This is a genomic window from Amycolatopsis sp. NPDC004625 (assembly GCF_040609695.1).
In the GTDB taxonomy this organism is placed as follows: Bacteria; Actinomycetota; Actinomycetes; order Mycobacteriales; family Pseudonocardiaceae; genus Amycolatopsis.
Genome location: NZ_JBEXKX010000008.1, coordinates 137,396 through 153,231, shown reverse-complemented (window position 1 = coordinate 153,231; position 15,836 = coordinate 137,396). Strand labels below are relative to the sequence as shown.

The following is a 15,836-nucleotide window of genomic DNA, read 5'->3' as shown; positions in this document are numbered from 1 at the left end:
AGGTCGCATCGGGGCGTTTCCGCGGGCACGTAGGCTGGTCGGGTGCTCGCCGTAGTTCCGCCCCCAGTCACCGTCCGGGTCCCGGCCAAGGTCAACCTGCACCTTTCGGTCGACGACCTGCGCGAAGACGGTTACCACGAGCTGGTCACCGTGTTCCAGGCGCTGTCGCTGACCGACGAGGTGACCGTCGCGGTCACCGAAGAGCCCGGCATCGAGGTCTACGGCGAGGGGGAGGGCGCGGTCCCGACCGGCCCGGAGAACCTGGCCTGGCGGGCCGTCGAGGCGCTGGCCGCGCACGTCGGCCGCACCGGCGACCCGAAGGTGCGGGTGGTGCTGCGCAAGGGCATCCCGGTGGCCGGCGGCATGGCGGGCGGCAGCGCCGACGCGGCGGCGACGCTGGTCGGGCTCGCTTCGCTCTGGAACCTCGACGTCACGCGCGACGAGCTGGCCGAGATCGCTGCCGGCCTGGGCAGCGACGTCCCGTTCGCGCTCTACGGCGGCACCGCGCTGGGCACCGGCCGCGGCGAGCAGCTGGTCCCGGTGCTGTCGCGGCACACGTTCCACTGGGTGCTGGCGTTCGACGCCGAAGGGCTGTCGACGCCGAAGGTCTTCGGCGAGCTGGACCGCTTGCGCGCGGCGGGCAACCCGCCCCGGATCGGTTCGCACACGCCGGTCGTCGAGGCGCTGGCCTCGGGTGATCCGCGGCAGCTGGCCCTGCTGCTGGGCAACGACCTGCAGGCGGCGGCGGTTTCGCTGCGGCCGGACCTGCGCCGCACGCTGCGGGCGGGGGTGAACGCGGGCGCCCTGGCGGGCACGGTGTCCGGCTCCGGCCCGACGTGCGCGTTCCTCTGCGAGGACGGGCAGTCGGCGGTGGAGGTGGCGGCCGAGCTGTCGGGCGCGGGGGTGTGCCGGACGGTCCGCGTGGCCCACGGCCCGGTCCCCGGCGCGCGGGTGGTCGGCGGGGACGACGCGCCACGCCCGGCGCCGCCGCGGGTGCACGCGTGAAGCACGCCGAGTTCGCGTTCCCGGGGCCGTTGCGCGACAAACTGGTCGCGGCGATCCTGGCCGGGGAGAAGACGACGACCTCGGCCCTGCTCGCGGAATACGAGCGGGCCGGCGAAGCGTTGCCTGCGGTGGGTGAGGGGGAACTGGTGCTCGATTCCGCCGGCGCCGGGGTCGCGGTCATCGAAACCGTCGGGGTGCGTGTGCTCCCACTGTCCGAAGTGGACCTGGAGCACGCGGTCGGCGAAGGCGAGGGCTTCACGAGCGTCGCCGAGTGGCGCGCGGAGCACGAGAAGTTCTGGCAGGGCGCGGAGGTGCGCGCCGTACTGGAGGATCCGGAATTCACCGTGGACGACACGACCACCATCGTGGCGACCCGTTTCATCATTGTGGAAAGGATCGGCTGAGCGGATGGCCAACCTGGTCAACCTGGAAGCGGTGAGCAAGTCCTACGGGATTCGCCCGCTGCTGGACGGCGTCTCCCTCGGCGTCGCGGCCGGGCAGCGCATCGGTGTCGTCGGCCTCAACGGTGGCGGCAAGACCACGCTGCTGGAAGTCCTTTCCGGACTCGCGGAGCCGGATTCCGGGCGGGTGAGCCATGTTCGCGACCTGCGGATGGCCGTGGTCACCCAGCGCACGGAGCTCCCGGACGGCAGCACGGTCGGCGACGTCGTCCTCGAACGCTACGGCGCCGAGCACGAATGGGCCGCCGACGCCCGCGTTCGCTCCATTGTGGACGGTCTGGGCATCACGGCGATCGGCCTGGACACGCCGACGGCGAACCTGTCCGGTGGCGAGCGGCGCCGGGTCTCGCTGGCCGCGGCGCTGACCGGCGAGCTCGACCTCGTCGTGCTCGACGAGCCGACCAACCACCTGGACGTCGAAGGTGTCCGCTGGCTCGCCGACCACCTGCTGGCCCGGAAGATCGCCGTCGTGGTCGTCACGCACGACCGGTGGTTCCTCGACACCGTCGCCACCCTGACGTGGGAGGTCGCGAACGGCCGCGTCGAGCAGTACGAAGGTGGTTACGCCGACTGGATCTTCGCGCGCGCCGAGCGGGCGCGGCTGGCCGCGACGGCCGAGGAGAAGCGGCAGAACCTGGCCCGCAAGGAGCTGGCGTGGCTGCGCCGCGGCCCGCAGGCGCGCTCGTCGAAGCCGCGCTACCGCGTCGAAGCGGCGGAAGCGCTGATCGCCGACGTCCCGCCGCCGCGTGATTCCGTGGAGCTGCAGGCGTTCGCGAAGCGGCGGCTCGGGAAGACCGTGCTGGAGCTGGAAGACACGACGTACCAGGTCGGCGACCGGACGCTGCTCGACCACGTCACCTGGCGGGTCGGCCCGGGCGACCGGATCGGCCTGGTCGGGGTCAACGGCTCGGGCAAGACGTCGCTGCTCAAGCTGCTCGGCGGCGACGTCGAGGGCTCGACCGGCCGCCGGATCGAGGGCAAGACGGTCGCGCTCGCGCACCTGCGCCAGGAGCTCGACGACCTGCCCGGCGACCTGCGCGTGCTGCAGGCGATCGAGCAGGTGGCCGGGCGCGTGGTGTTCGGCAAGCAGGAGATGACGGCGTCGCAGCTGGGCGAGAAGCTCGGCTTCCCGCAGGCCCGCCAGTGGACCCCGGTCGGCGACCTGTCGGGTGGCGAGCGGCGCCGGCTCCAGCTGTGCCGGCTGCTGATGGCCGAGCCGAACGTGCTGCTGCTCGACGAGCCGACGAACGACCTGGACATCGACACGCTCCAGCAGCTGGAGGACCTCCTCGACGGCTGGCCGGGCACGATGGTGGTGGTGTCCCACGACCGTTACCTGGTGGAGCGGGTGTGCGACACGATCGTCGCGCTCTTCGGCGACGGCCGCATCACCCACCTTCCGGGCGGCATCGAGGAGTACCTGAACCGCCGCGCGGCCGCGGTGGACGTGGCGGGCCCGGCGCCTTCGGTGGAGAAGGTGGAGGCGAAGAAGTCGGCGGCGGACCTGCGCGCGGCCCAGAAAGAGCTCGGGCGGCTGGAACGCAAGCTCGACCAGCTGCACGCGAAGGAGGAGAAGCTCCACGCATCGCTGCTGGCGGCGGCGACGGACCCGGCGAAGCTGATGGCGCTGAACGCGGAGCTGAAGGGCGTGCAGGGCGAGATCGAAGACGTCGAAGGGCGCTGGCTGGAGACGTCCGAGCTGCTGGAATGACCCCCGTTTCCGCGTTGCTCGGCGGATGTTGACGTCCAGACAGTAATGTTCCGGCCATGAGCAGGTTCGTGGACACGCTCGTCGCCACCGCGACGCAGCGGGGGCAGCAGCGCGGCATGGTCACCGGGGAGCCGAAGGAGCCGGTCCGGCGGACCTGGGCCGACGTGCACGGCGAAGCGCGGCGGATTGCCGGTGGCCTCGTGGCGGCGGGATTCCGGCCGGGCACGGCCGTCGGCGTGCTGGCTGCCGCGCCGGTGCTGATCGCGCCGACCGTGCAGGCCGTGTGGCTGGCCGGGGGCAGCGTCACCATGCTGCACCAGCCGACGCCGCGCACCGATCTCGCCGAGTGGGCCGAGGACACCGTGCGGGTGCTCGGGATGATCGGCTCCGACCTCGTGCTGCTGGGCGAGCCCTTCGACCAGCTCGCGCCCGTCCTCGAGCAGAAGGGGATCGGGTTCGAGCTGATCACCGAGCTCGCCGGGGCCGAGCCGCTCGCCGACGTCGTCGTCACCGACGAGGGCGACACCGCGCTGCTGCAGCTCACCAGCGGCTCGACCGCCGACCCCAAGGCCGTGCGGATCACCTACGGGAACCTGTACTCCAACGTCAAGGCCATGGTCGAGCGCGCCGAGTTCGACTTCGACACCGACGTCATGGTGTCCTGGCTGCCGACGTTCCACGACATGGGGATGGTCGGCTTCCTGACCGTCCCCATGACCTTCGGTGTCGAGCTGGTCAAGATCACGCCGGTCGAGTTCCTTTCGGGCCCGTTGATCTGGCCCGAGCTGATCACCAAGTACCACGGCACCACGACCGCGGCGCCGAACTTCGCGTACGCCATCGTCGGGCGCCGGATGGCCCGCGTCGACGAAGACGACGCCTACGACCTCTCGAAGCTGCGCATCGCGCTGAACGGCGCCGAGCCCGTCGACGAGACCGCCGTCCGGACCTTCGTGGACGCCGGCGCGCGGTTCAAGATGCCCGCCGAGTGCGTCTTCCCGGCCTACGGCATGGCGGAAGCGACGCTCGCCGTGTCGTTCGCGCCGCTGTTCACCGGGCTCACCCTCGACGTCGTCGAAGCCGACGCGCTGGAGGCGGAAAACCGCGCGGTGCCGGTGCCCGAGGGCGACCCGCGGCGCGGCACCGACAGCGTCCGGTCGTTCGCGCTGCTCGGCCGGCCCCTCGACGGGCTGGAGGCCGAGATCGTCAACGAGGCCGGCGAGCGCGCCGGGGAGCGCGAGGTCGGCGAGATCCGGCTGCGCGGCGAGGCCGTGACGCCCGGCTACCTGACCATGGACGGCCCGGTCGCGACCCAGGACGACGAAGGCTGGCTCGACACCGGCGACCTCGGCTACCTGATCGACGGCCAGATCGTCATCTGCGGCCGCCGCAAGGACGTCATCATCATGGGCGGCCGCAACCTGTACCCGACGGACATCGAGCGCGCGGCGACGTCGGTCGAGGGCGTGCGCGCGGGCAACGCGGTGGCGGTCCGGCTGGACGCCGGCAGCCGCCGCGAGCGGTTCGCGGTGGTCGTGGAGTCGAAGCTGGCGGGCGACGCCGAGGCGGAGAAGGCCCTGATGAAGCAGGTGTCGGCGCGGGTTCGCGACGCCGTCGACATGCGCCCGTACGCGGTGGTCGTGCTCCCGGCGGGGAGCCTGCCGAAGACGCCGTCGGGCAAGGTCAAGCGCGCGGCGACGGCGGTCCAGTTCGCGGACAGGATCTCGAAGAACGCCGACGCCTGACGCGCTCCGGCGGCGGGCCGGCCGGCCCGCCGCCGGAAGGTCAGCGTTGCTGGACGCGGACCGCGCGGACCGTCGGCGGCGGGGTGGCGCGTTCGGCCGTGGCCTCCGGGGCCGTGCGGGCGCCCGGGAGGTCCGGGGCCTGGCCGGTGCGGGCGGCGAGCTGGTCCTCCACCGTGTCGAGGAATTCGTCGACTTCGCGTTCGTCGTAGCCGCGCTTGCCGATCAGCGGCTTCGCGAACATCACGTGGTGCACTTCGGCGGCGGTGAGGTCGTCCTCGTCGGCGAGCGTCTTGGCGATCCGCCGGACGAACGCGTCGACCTCGTGCTTCGCGTAACCACGGCGGCCGACCGGGGCGTTACCGAAAGTGACCTCGGCGAGGTCTTCGGCGGTGAACGACATGGAACTCTCCGATTCCGGGGTAGGGCTGGTGCGAACTCCCGTACACCGTCCTAACGCCTGGACAGGTTCCCCCGGAAGGGGCGACCCCGAAGCTCACCCCGACGGGCGGCCGTGCGCCCGCCTTCGGGTGAAGCAGAACTACGGTGCGGGGTGTGGCCGGGTTCACACCCGGCTCGTCCCCGAAAACCCCGTCAGCTGCGCCCGAACCACTTCCGCGGGCCCTGCGGGCGCTCCTCCTCGGCCGCCGCCGGCCGCGGGTTGCGCAGCGCGATCAGCGCCGCCTCGGCCTCGTCGAGGAACAGGTCGACCTGGGCCTGGTCGTAGCTGCGCATGCCGACCGGCATGATCGTGAACTCGACGTAGTGGATGTCGTCGGGGGTGAGGATGTTGCGCCCGGCCAGCGCCTCCGCGACGAGGTCGAGGAACGCGTCCACCTCGTCCTCGTTGTAGCCGCGGCGGCCGAACCGGGGCTTGCCGAAGGCGATCGCCCGGACTTCCTCGGGGGTCATGGCTTCACCTTCCGCCCATCTCAGCCCGCGTGGAAGGCGTTCTGCGCGGCCGCGAGGCCGGTGCCCACCAGCGCCTCGGTCGCGTCCGCGCAGCGATCCACCTCGAACGGGAGTTCCTTGCGCTCGACCGTCGAAAAGTCCTTCAGCACGAAGTCCGCCGGGTCCTGCCGGCCGGGCGGGCGGCCGATGCCGAACCGCACCCGGTAGTAGTCGCGGGTGCCCAGCGACTTCGTGATCGAGCGGAGGCCGTTGTGGCCGTTGTCGCCGCCGCCGAACTTCAGCTTCAGGGCGCCGAAGTCGACGTCGAGCTCGTCGTGCACCACGACGACACCGGACGGCGCCACCTTGTAGAACTTCGCCGCGCCCACCACCGGTCCGCCGGAGAGGTTCATGTACGAACGCGGCTTCACCAGCACCACCCGGCGCCCGGCCAAGCGTCCCTCGAGCACCTCGCCGCCGGACTTGTGCGTCTTGAACTTGCCGCCGACGCGGGCGGCGAGCTCGTCCAGCACCATGAACCCGACGTTGTGCCGGTTACCGGCGTACTGGGGCCCGGGATTGCCGAGGCCGGCGAGCAAGATCAGCTCGCCGGCCCCGGGCACATCTTCGGTCATACGAAAAAGGTAACAGTGGAGCGAAGCTCCTCCGTTGAGGGTGGTGGCGGGGAGGAAGGCGGAGGCTATTCGGCGTCTTCGGCCGACTCTTCGCCCGCCTCGGCCTCGTCGCCGGTCTCTTCACGCTGCGGCTCGTTGACAGCCACGACGAGCGACTCGGGGTCGGTGACCAGGGTGGCGCCCTTCGGCAGCTCGACCTGGCCGGCCAGCACCTGGGAACCGATCTCGAGGCCCTCGATCGAGACCTCGAACTGCTCCGGGATGTGCAGCGCCTCGACCTCGACCTGCAGGGTGTCGACGTCCTGGTTGACCAGGCCGCCCGGGCCGGGGTTGCCGGTGACGACGACGGGGACGTCGACGACGATCTTCTCGCCGCGCTTCACGACCAGCAGGTCGACGTGCTCGATGTAGTTCTTCAGCGGGTGGACCACGATGGTCTTGGTCAGGGCCAGCTCGACCGAGCCCTCCAGGTCCAGCGTGATGACGGCGTTCGAGCCGTTCTCGCGCACGACGCGGGCGAACTCGATCGCGGGCAGCGCGAAGTGCCGCGGGTCCGACCCGTGGCCGTAGAGGACGGCGGGGATCTTGCCGGCGCGACGCGTGCGGCGCGCGGCGCCCTTGCCGAACTCGGTGCGCGGCTCGACGGACAGACGTACCTCGGACACGGTGTTGCACTCCTTCAAATCAAAGACAGCATGCTGCGGCGGGGAGAGCCGATGTGTGTTCTGTTCAAGGAAGTTTCGGCGGCGAGTTTCCGGGCGTGCACGACGACGGGGGCTACTCGAGCCGCCGCGTCGATCACGCCGGGCACCCCAGAAGGGCCCCGCCTCGCCGAGACAACCTCAAGAGTGTAAACCAACCTCATCACGGTGGGTTGCGGCGGGTGCCCGGCCCAGGCTAGAACCCTCCTGGACCCCGGTACGTGACGACACAAATCCGGTGGCGGGACGACGCCGGCCGAGGTGTGCTCGGGTAGCGGGAAAGCAGGGGGCGTTGATGCGGGCTCGACGGAGCGGGGTGGCAGCCGCGGTGCTGCTGCTGGGCGGGTTGCTGGCCGGCTGCCAGGTGGCGGTCGCCGGCACCGCCGGTATCTCCGCGGCCGACCAGGCGACGGCGGACCGGCGCGTCGAGCAGCGCGCCGCGGTCGACGCGGCCCTGACCGCGCTCGGCCAGGCGCCCGCGGTGGCGCTGAAGGCCACCGTCAAGGGCGCCGACCAGCAGTTCCGGGTGACCCGCGGCGGCTACGCCGTCGGCGCGCTGCCGCTGGAAGGCCGTGTCGTCCAGGTGACGGCCGCCGCCGCGCAGTTCTACCTGCAGGCCGACGCCGACTACTGGAAGGCGCACGCCGTCGACGAGGGCACGCAGTTCGGCACGAGCTGGGTGCGGTCGCTCGGCTCCGAACTGCCCTTCGACCCGGCGGCCCGGTTCGCGCCGCCGGCGCTGGCCGAGGGGCTGCGCAAGGCGCTGGCCGGGCTCGACCGGATGGGCGAGCCGGTCAAGGCGAAGCTCCCGGACGGCACCGAGGTCTACCAGCTCGGCGCGGCCCCGAGCGTCCTGCGGGTCACCACGGCCAAGCCGAACCGTGTGGTCAGCTTCGCGCCGGTGCTGCTCGACCCGCAGAACGGGCCGAAGTACGGCGCCGAGTTCCAGGTCGCCCCGCTCACCGGCGACGCGCTGAAGGCGTTCCGCACCGACCTCGACAACACCGTCGGCGGCCTCGGCCAGCCGTTCGAAGGGCTGGTGCAGGCGAGCGCCGTCGTCACCAACGACAACCTCGACTGCAAGGACTTCGTCGGTTCCTGCACGACGACGGTCGACGTCTCCAACAGCGTGGTCGGCTCGCCGGCCTCGGGTGAGAAGAGCGTCGTGCACATCACCCTCACGGTCGAAGTCAGCGCCGAGGCGCTCGGCGCGCAGACGTGCACGGCGGCCGGGGACGCGGAGCCGTACAAGACGATCAAGCTGTCCTGCGCGGTGAAGTTCAAGCTGCCCAACCGCACGGCCAGCTACCAGGTGCTGTCCAAGCCGAACGCGACGGCGGAGGTCCGCGCGGGCCTCGACGTGAACGCCGTCAAGCAGAAGGTCGCGGCGGAGTTCGCCGGCCTCGGCGGCTGACCTGGACACCTACCCCCAGGTGTGTTGCTCCCGTTGAAGTAGGTGATCTTCCGTTCCTAGCATCGGCTGCGCACAGCCGAGACGACGACAGGAGCGGACATGGCCAAGCTGGTGGTTTTCGGGGGGACCGGGTACGCCGGGGGCAGGATCGGCGCCGAGGCGCTGCGGCGCGGGCACGAGGTGGTCGGCGTCGCGCGCAACGCCGGCTCCGCGCCCGAAGGCGTCGACGAGCGGCAGGGTTCGCTGCACGACGAGGAGTTCGTGGCGGCGCTGGCGAAGGACGCCGACGTGTTCGTGGTGGCCACCCCGGCCCGCGCGATCGACGGCAGGAAGCTGATCGACGCCGTGCCGTCGCTGGCCCGGATCGCGCGCGAGAACGGCGTCCGGCTGTCGTTCGTCGGCGGCGCGGCGAGCCTGCTGGTCGCCGAGGGCGGCCCGCGGCTGTTCGACACCCCGGAGTTCCCGGACGAGTACAAGGACGAGGCCGGCAGCCACGCCGAGGTGCTCGGCCTGCTGCGCGAGCAGCCCGCGGACCTCGACTGGTTCTACGTCAGCCCCGCCGCCGAGTTCGGGGCCTGGATCCCCGGCGAGCGCCGTGGCGAGTTCCGCGTCGGCGGCGACGTCCTGCTGACCGACGAGAACGGCAGGTCCCACATCGGCGGCGACGACTTCGCGATCGCCTACGTCGACGAGATCGAACAGCCGAAGCACCGCCGCGCGCGGTTCACCGTGGCCTACTGAAGTTCGCGGATCACCGGCGCGAAGGTCTCGAGGGCTGCTTCGAAGACCGTGATGTACGAAAAGCCGTAGCGTTCTCGCCGCTGTTCGAGCTGTCCGGCGATCTCCTCGACGCTGCCCAGCAGCAGCTGTGGCGCGTCGAGGAGCTCCCGGGCGTCGGCGACGGCACTGCGTTCGGTCAGCTCGTGCCAGTGCTCGGCGGCCTTCTCCCGGTCGTCGGTGATCTCGACGAGCTGGACCAGCATGTTGTATTCGAGGTCGCGGCTCGCCTTCGTCCGGAAGTACGCGACGCGCTCATCCACGGCTTCGGCGTTGTCGAGCTTGAAGGTGCCCGGCGGCTTGCCGGGCTGCTGTCGCAGGCCGGCGAAGCCGACGGCGTCCGCGTGCTCCGCGGCCAGGTCGAGCACGCCGTCGCTGTTGCCCGCGATGAGCAGGCGGGGCATCGGGATGCCCTCGTCCTCGAAGTGTTTCCGCAGGTAGCCGACGCTCTCACCGAGATACTCGATGCGCTCCGACGCCTTCTGCCAGGGCAGGCCGGCGGCGTCGAACTCGGCTTTCATGTGCCCGGCGCCGAGGCCCAGTTCGAGCCGTCCGTCGAGCAGCGTGGCCGTCGTGGACGCTTCGCGCGCGAAGAGCGCGAGGTTGTAGAAGGGCACGTTGGAGACGAGGGTGCCCAGCCGCGGCCGTTCGGTGACGGCGGCGGCCATGGCCAGCACCGGGAACGGCGCGAACAAGCCGGTGCCCAGGTGGTCGGGCACGGTGATGACGTCGTAGCCGAGTTCCTCGGCGCGCCGGCACTTCGCGATCCACTCGTCGCGGCTGCCGACGCCGCGGAGGGTGACGCCGAACCTGAAGTTCCCCATCCCGGCACGCTAGCGCCGCGCGGCACCGCGCAGACCGGCTTTCGCGCCCGGCGGAAAAGCTCGTGAGTGTTTAGGGCGGTTAGAACCGCCCTAAACACTCACGAGCGGTCAGGCGTTGCCGTCGAACAGCGACGTCACCGAGCCGTCTTCGAAGACCTGCTGGATGGCCTCGGCCAGCATCGGCGCGATCGACAGGACCGTCAGCCCCTCGAAGCGCTTCTCCTCGGGGATCGGCAGCGAGTTCGTCACGATGACCTCGCGCGCCTTGCACTGCGAGAGCCGCTCGGTCGCCGGGTCGGACAGGATGCCGTGCGTGGTCGCGATGACGACGTCGGCCGCGCCCTCGTCGATCAGGGCCTCGGTGGCCTTCACGATCGTGCCGCCGGTGTCGATCATGTCGTCGATCAGCACGCAGAGCTTGCCCTCGACCTTGCCGACCACGCGGTTGGCGACGGCCTGGTTCGGCTTGTCCGGGTCGCGCGTCTTGTGGATGAACGCGATCGGCCGGTCGCCCAGCGTCTGCGCCCACTTCTCGGCCAGCCGCACGCGGCCCGAGTCCGGCGAGACGACGGTGATGTCGGCGTTGCCGTAGGTGGCCTTGATGTGGTCGGCCAGCACGGTCTGCGCCATCAGGTGGTCGACCGGGCCGTCGAAGAAGCCCTGGATCTGCGCGGTGTGCAGGTCGACGGTCATGATCCGGTCGGCGCCCGCGGTCTTGAACAGGTCCGCGATCAGCCGCGCCGAGATCGGCTCGCGGCCCTTGTGCTTCTTGTCCTGGCGCGCGTACGGGTAGAACGGCATCACCACGGTGATCCGCTTCGCGCTCGCCCGCTTGAGCGCGTCCACCATGATCAGCTGCTCCATCACGTACTCGTTGATGGGCGTGGTGTGCGCCTGGATGACGAAGGCGTCGGTGCCGCGGACGGACTCCTCGAACCGGACGAACAGCTCGCCGTTGGCGAACGTGTGCGCCGTCTGCGGGGTGATCGTCACGTTGAGGTGCTGGGCCACCTCTTCGGCGAGCTCCTTGTGCGCGCGTCCGGAGAAGAGCATCAGGTTCTTCTTCGGCGTGCCTTGCTTCGGACTCATGCTGGCGACTCCCCGTCGGTTCCTGCTGCTGAATCGGCGTCGAGGGCGGCCTGGGCCGCCTCCGCCGCGGGCGTACCCGGCCTGCGCCGGATCGCCCAGCCTTCGATGTTGCGCTGCGGCGGCGCCGACACCGCGAGTGTGCCCGGCGGGACGTCCTCGCGGATCACGGCACCTGCCCCACTGTAAGCGCCGTCACCGATGTGCACCGGGGCGACGAAGGTGTTGTCCGCGCCCAACCGGACATAGGACCCGATAACGGTCCGGTGCTTGTTCACCCCGTCGTAGTTCACGAACACGCTGGAGCACCCGATGTTGCTGTGCTCGCCGATCGTGGCGTCACCCACGTAGGTCAGGTGGGGCACCTTCGTACCGGCCCCGATCTCGGCCGCCTTCGTCTCGACGAACGCGCCCAGCTTCGCCTTCACGCCCAGCTTGGTGCCCGGCCGCAGGTAGGTGAACGGGCCGACGTTGACGCCGTCGCCGAGCTCCGAGTCCGAGCCGTGCACCCGGACCACCGAGGCGCCCGCGCCGATCTTGACGTCCGTGAGCGTGCTGTCCGGCCCGACCGTGCTGCCCTCGCCGACCGACGTCGTGCCCTTGAGCTGCACGCCGGGCTGGATGACGACGTCGCGGGAGAGCGTCACGCCGGCGTCGATCCAGGTCGTGGCCGGGTCGACGATCGTGACGCCCTCGCGCTGCCAGCGCTGCACGATCCGGCGGTTGAGCTCGGCGCCGAGCGCCGACAGCTGCACGCGGTCGTTGACGCCTTCGGTCAGCCACGGGTCGTCGACGACCAGCGCGCCGACGTGCAGCCCGTCGCCGTTCGCGATGCCGAGGACGTCGGTGAGGTAGAGCTCGCCCTGCGCGTTGTCGGTCGAGAGGCGCGAAAGGCCGTCGCGCAGCACCGCGGCGTCGAAGGCGTAGACGCCCGAGTTGATCTCGGTGATCTCCGCCTGCTCCGGGGTGGCGTCCTTGTGCTCGACGATCCCGGTGACCTTGCCGGCGCCGTCGCGCACGATCCGGCCGTAGCCGGCCGGGTCGGCGACCACCGAGGTGAGCACGGTGACGGCGTTCTTCGCCTCGGTGTGCTCGTCGAGCAGCGCGCCGAGGGTGGCGGTGTCGAGCAGCGGGACGTCGCCGTAGCTGACGAGCACGGTGCCGGTGAGGTCGGCGGGCAGCGTGGCGAGCGCGCAGGACACGGCGTGGCCGGTGCCCTTCTGCTGGTCCTGCACCGCGGTGCCGACGGAACGGCCGAGGGCGGTCGCGACCGCGCCCAGCTGTTCGCCGACCGCTTCGCGGCCGTGCCCGACGACCACCACGAGGTGTTCGGGGTCCAGTCCGGCGGCCGCCCGGACGGCGTGCTCGACGAGGGGCCGCCCGGCGATCGGGTGCAGCACCTTGGGCGTCGCGGAACGCATGCGGGTGCCTTCACCCGCGGCCAGGATCAACGTGCTCAGCGGGCCGGTCAACGGCGCTCCCAACGGTTACCAAGAGATGGCTTCTGTCGGGCTCCGATCCTAACTGTGGTCTTCGGCGTCCCACGCGGGGTCGGTCGGTGGTGCCTCGGTCGCCCATGCTCCAGCGGGGTCGGCGGCCATCGAGTTGGCCGACGCCACCTGGTTGCCGCCGCCGCGTTTGGCCTGGTACATCGCCGCGTCCGCGCGGGCGAGGACCTGCTCGCCGCGTTCCTGCGGCCGCAGCGAGACGAGCCCGATCGACAGCGTGACCCCGTGCGACAGGTGGTGCGGCAGGTTCGCGACCGACTTCACCGCGCGCCCGAGCGCCATCTTCGCCGCCGACGCCGGCGTGCCCGGGAGCAGGACGATGAACTCGTCGCCGCCGTAGCGGGCCACGAGGTCGTCGCCGCGCAGCGCGTCACGCAGGGTGCTCGCGACGACACGCAGCACGTTGTCGCCTTCGGCGTGGGACTGCTTGTCGTTGACGCCCTTGAACCCGTCGAGGTCGACCAGGGCGACCGCGAGCGGCTGGGCGTCGGCCGAGGAGGCGAGCTGGCGCAGCTTCTCGTCCAGCGCGCGCCGGTTCGGCAGGCCGGTGAGCGGGTCCTGCAGGGCCTGCTGGGTGATCGCGCCGTGCTCGGCGGAGAGCCGTTCGTGCTCGCGGCGGGCGTTCAGCGTGGCGATCTGCGACTCGCGCAGGCTCCACATCTCCGACTCGAGGCGCCGCGCGTAGTCGATCAGCGACTCGCTCGCGCCGGACGCGTAGTCCGGGCTCGTGTCGAGCCGGGCCAGCTCGCGGGCGATGTTCAGCCGCATCGACGGCTGCGAGGTGTCGTCCGAGATCGATTGACGCGTCTCGCGCAGCACCGAGAGGGCCTCTTCGCGCCGGCCCTCCTTGTCCAGGCAGCGGGCCAGCGCGATCGCGACGATCTCCCGGTCGTGCCCGAACGCGCGCTCGGTGTGGAGCTTCTCCAGCCGGTCGATGTGCTCGGCGCCGGGCTGGTTCAGCGCCGGCGCCGCCGCCAGGACGCCGACCTGGTCGATCGCCGCGACGTTCGCCTTGCGCGGGAACAGCGACTCGGCGAACGGCCCTTCGGCGGCCGCCCCCATCGAGGCCGCGGTGCGGAACTTCTCGGCGCTCTCGTCGTACTCGTCGATGCGCTCCAGCCGCAGGCCCCAGCCGAGCAGCATCTTGATCCGGTTGATCAGCTGCAGGGCGATGTCGTGCGGGCTCGCGCTCTCGCGGATCGCCGCCGCGGCCCGGCCGATCACCTCTTCGGCCGCTTCGTAGACGCCGAGCTGGTTGAGCACCAGCCAGCAGTCGATCAGCGTCGAGGACAGCAGCCGGTTCCAGGCGCGCAGCCCGACCTGCCGGTCCGGGATGGCCGAGTCGTCCAGGATGGCCAGCGCCCGGGCGATCTCGGTGAGCGCGGCGTCCTCCTGCGCGGCGGCCACGAGCCGGCGCCCGCGCAGGGCGTGCGCGTCGGCGCGCAGCAGGGCGATGCCGTGGCGCCGGGTGTGCGCGAGCATCTCGTCGAGCCGGGGCTCGGCCTCCGCGGCCAGGCCCTTGGTGGCCAGCCGGGCGAGGGCGGACGAGCGCAGCAGCTGGGCCACGAGCAGCGGCTCGCCGCGGCGCTGGGTCTCGTCGAGCAGCTCGTCCATCATCGCGACGATCTCGAGCTGCTGGGTGTATTCGTGCCGCTGGACGGCGGCGCCCAGTTCCCGCGCGCGCCCGACCAGCCAGGCGTCGGACATTTCGGCCAGCGCGGGCCGCCTGGCCGTGACCGGGTCGGTCGCCTCGTCGGTCAGCGCCAACCTCCCGGTGTCGTGGGTTTGCCGGTTCCTTCTGCTGCTCCGCCGCCAGGATTCGAACCTGAACTGTCAGAACCAAAATCTGAAGTGCTGCCGATTACACTACGGCGGATCGATCCTGGTCAGGATAGCGACGATCGGGTGTCGTCCGCGCGGGGGATGCGTTAGGCGCCCGCGGGCCGGGTACCCGCTCCGCGGGACAGGAGTGTGCGTTCCGGCACTCCCCAGCCGCCCGAACCTCCTGTACCGTAACCTACGGCATCGTAGGTTAGGGCGCCCTTGGTAGGAAGTGTGCCCGTGTAGGGAGAAGTGAAGCGTATGACGGCCACGCTCGACCGTTCTCAGCCCACGGGGGAGCCGCCGGCTCCCAAGGGGCCCAAACCTGTCATCGACGGCACGCGCGGCATCGGCGTGCAGCTGTCGGTCTACTTCGGCGTGATCGCCCCGCTGGTGGCCCTCCTGGTCGCGGTGCCGTTCGCGTGGGGCTGGGGACTGAGCTGGGTCGACGTCGGCATCTTCGTGGTGTTCTACGCGATCAGCGGGCTCGGCATCACGGTGTCGTACCACCGCTACTTCACGCACGGTTCGTTCAAGGCCAAGCCGTGGCTGCGCGTGGTCATGGCCATCGCGGGCAGCATCGCCCTGCAGGGCCCGGTGATCACCTGGGTCGCCGACCACCGCCGTCACCACGCGTTCTCCGACCGCGACGGCGACCCGCACTCGCCGTGGGCGTTCGGCACCTCGCCGTGGGCCATCGCCAAGGGCTTCTGGCACGCGCACATGGGCTGGCTGTTCGAGCGCGACCAGACCAACGCCGAGCGGTTCGCCCCGGACCTGGTGAAGGACCCGGCGATCAAGAAGGTCGACGACCTGTTCTGGCTGTGGTCGCTGGTCAGCCTCCTGCTGCCGGCGCTGCTGGGCGGGCTCATCTCGTGGTCGCTGTGGGGCGCGGTCACCGCGTTCTTCTGGGCCGGGCTGGTGCGCATCTGCGTGCTGCACCACGTGACCTGGTCGGTCAACTCGATCTGCCACATGATCGGCGAGCGCCCGTTCGCCGCCCGTGACAAGTCGGCGAACTTCTGGCCGCTGGCGATCTTCTCGTTCGGCGAGTCGTGGCACAACCTGCACCACGCCGACCCGACGTCGGCCCGCCACGGCGTGAAGCGCGGTCAGATCGACATCTCCGCGCGGCTGATCTGGATCTTCGAAAAGTTCGGCTGGGTGCACGACGTCCGCTGGCCGACGCCGCAGCGCTTGGCCCGTATCGCCACCGAAAAAGGCTAGTCAACTAGGCTGATCAGGTGGCGGGGAGACGAC

The 15,836-nt window shown here is 71.1% G+C and carries 15 protein-coding genes and 1 tRNA gene; 7 read left to right on the top strand and 9 right to left on the bottom strand.

Annotated elements, in window-relative coordinates:
* Positions 1-42: 42 nt before the first annotated feature.
* Genes ABZW17_RS11800 through ABZW17_RS11785 form a run of 4 tightly spaced genes read left to right on the top strand, consistent with a single transcriptional unit; the run spans position 43 to position 4,922 of the window.
* A complete protein-coding gene (locus ABZW17_RS11800; RefSeq protein ID WP_354812310.1) occupies positions 43-1,005 on the top strand; it encodes a 4-(cytidine 5'-diphospho)-2-C-methyl-D-erythritol kinase in 963 nt (320 codons plus the stop codon).
* Complete coding sequence (locus ABZW17_RS11795) at positions 1,002-1,409, top strand: ASCH domain-containing protein (protein WP_354812308.1); 408 nt, start codon at positions 1,002-1,004, stop codon at positions 1,407-1,409. Before ABZW17_RS11800 ends, ABZW17_RS11795 begins: the two co-directional genes overlap by 4 nt.
* A gap of 4 nt (positions 1,410-1,413) precedes the next feature.
* Positions 1,414-3,177: an ABC-F family ATP-binding cassette domain-containing protein gene (locus ABZW17_RS11790; RefSeq protein ID WP_354812306.1), complete on the top strand. Its 1,764-nt coding sequence runs from the start codon at positions 1,414-1,416 to the stop codon at positions 3,175-3,177.
* A gap of 56 nt (positions 3,178-3,233) precedes the next feature.
* Complete coding sequence (locus ABZW17_RS11785; protein ID WP_354812304.1) at positions 3,234-4,922, top strand: fatty acyl-AMP ligase; 1,689 nt, start codon at positions 3,234-3,236, stop codon at positions 4,920-4,922.
* Positions 4,923-4,962: 40 nt separating this feature from the next.
* Here the strand turns inward: ABZW17_RS11785 and ABZW17_RS11780 are convergent, their stop codons facing one another.
* The 4 genes from ABZW17_RS11780 to ABZW17_RS11765 form a co-directional block, all read right to left on the bottom strand.
* Positions 4,963-5,322 carry a DivIVA domain-containing protein gene (locus ABZW17_RS11780; RefSeq protein WP_354812302.1) on the bottom strand — a complete coding sequence of 120 codons (360 nt, stop codon included), beginning with the start codon at positions 5,320-5,322 and terminating at the stop codon, positions 4,963-4,965.
* Between the two features lie 191 nt (positions 5,323-5,513).
* Positions 5,514-5,831 (bottom strand): DivIVA domain-containing protein, encoded by a 318-nt coding sequence (locus ABZW17_RS11775; protein ID WP_354812300.1) that lies wholly within the window; start codon positions 5,829-5,831, stop codon positions 5,514-5,516.
* Positions 5,832-5,851: 20 nt separating this feature from the next.
* Complete coding sequence (gene pth / locus ABZW17_RS11770) at positions 5,852-6,445, bottom strand: aminoacyl-tRNA hydrolase (RefSeq protein WP_354812298.1); 594 nt, start codon at positions 6,443-6,445, stop codon at positions 5,852-5,854.
* Between the two features lie 65 nt (positions 6,446-6,510).
* Positions 6,511-7,110 (bottom strand): 50S ribosomal protein L25/general stress protein Ctc, encoded by a 600-nt coding sequence (locus tag ABZW17_RS11765; RefSeq protein WP_354812296.1) that lies wholly within the window; start codon positions 7,108-7,110, stop codon positions 6,511-6,513.
* A 331-nt stretch (positions 7,111-7,441) separates the two neighbouring features.
* On the opposite strand from ABZW17_RS11765, the gene ABZW17_RS11760 reads away from it, so the two are divergent.
* Both ABZW17_RS11760 and ABZW17_RS11755 read left to right on the top strand, forming a co-directional pair.
* On the top strand, positions 7,442-8,560 hold the full coding sequence (locus tag ABZW17_RS11760) for a hypothetical protein (protein ID WP_354812294.1): 1,119 nt from the start codon (positions 7,442-7,444) through the stop codon (positions 8,558-8,560).
* 99 nt (positions 8,561-8,659) lie between these two features.
* Positions 8,660-9,301, top strand: a complete 642-nt coding sequence (locus tag ABZW17_RS11755) for an NAD(P)H-binding protein (RefSeq protein ID WP_354812292.1) — start codon at positions 8,660-8,662, stop codon at positions 9,299-9,301.
* Here ABZW17_RS11755 and ABZW17_RS11750 read toward each other — a convergent pair.
* The 5 genes from ABZW17_RS11750 to ABZW17_RS11730 form a co-directional block, all read right to left on the bottom strand.
* Positions 9,295-10,161 carry a TIGR03621 family F420-dependent LLM class oxidoreductase gene (locus ABZW17_RS11750; protein WP_354812291.1) on the bottom strand — a complete coding sequence of 289 codons (867 nt, stop codon included), beginning with the start codon at positions 10,159-10,161 and terminating at the stop codon, positions 9,295-9,297. The two genes, ABZW17_RS11755 and ABZW17_RS11750, sit on opposite strands and share 7 nt — an antisense overlap.
* Before the next feature lie 108 nt (positions 10,162-10,269).
* On the bottom strand, positions 10,270-11,250 hold the full coding sequence (locus tag ABZW17_RS11745) for a ribose-phosphate diphosphokinase (RefSeq protein ID WP_354812290.1): 981 nt from the start codon (positions 11,248-11,250) through the stop codon (positions 10,270-10,272).
* The gene (glmU, locus tag ABZW17_RS11740; protein ID WP_354812289.1) at positions 11,247-12,719 is read right to left on the bottom strand and encodes a bifunctional UDP-N-acetylglucosamine diphosphorylase/glucosamine-1-phosphate N-acetyltransferase GlmU; all 1,473 of its coding nucleotides are present in this window, start codon (positions 12,717-12,719) and stop codon (positions 11,247-11,249) included. The genes ABZW17_RS11745 and glmU overlap by 4 nt, the downstream gene beginning before the upstream one ends.
* A gap of 48 nt (positions 12,720-12,767) precedes the next feature.
* Positions 12,768-14,522, bottom strand: coding sequence for a GGDEF domain-containing protein (locus ABZW17_RS11735; protein ID WP_354812287.1), 1,755 nt, complete (start codon positions 14,520-14,522; stop codon positions 12,768-12,770).
* Between the two features lie 37 nt (positions 14,523-14,559).
* Positions 14,560-14,631 (bottom strand) — tRNA-Gln (locus tag ABZW17_RS11730).
* Between the two features lie 206 nt (positions 14,632-14,837).
* Between ABZW17_RS11730 and ABZW17_RS11725 the strand changes: the two genes are divergently transcribed.
* Positions 14,838-15,803, top strand: a complete 966-nt coding sequence (locus ABZW17_RS11725; protein ID WP_354812525.1) for an acyl-CoA desaturase — start codon at positions 14,838-14,840, stop codon at positions 15,801-15,803.
* The last annotated feature ends 33 nt before the right edge of the window (positions 15,804-15,836 follow it).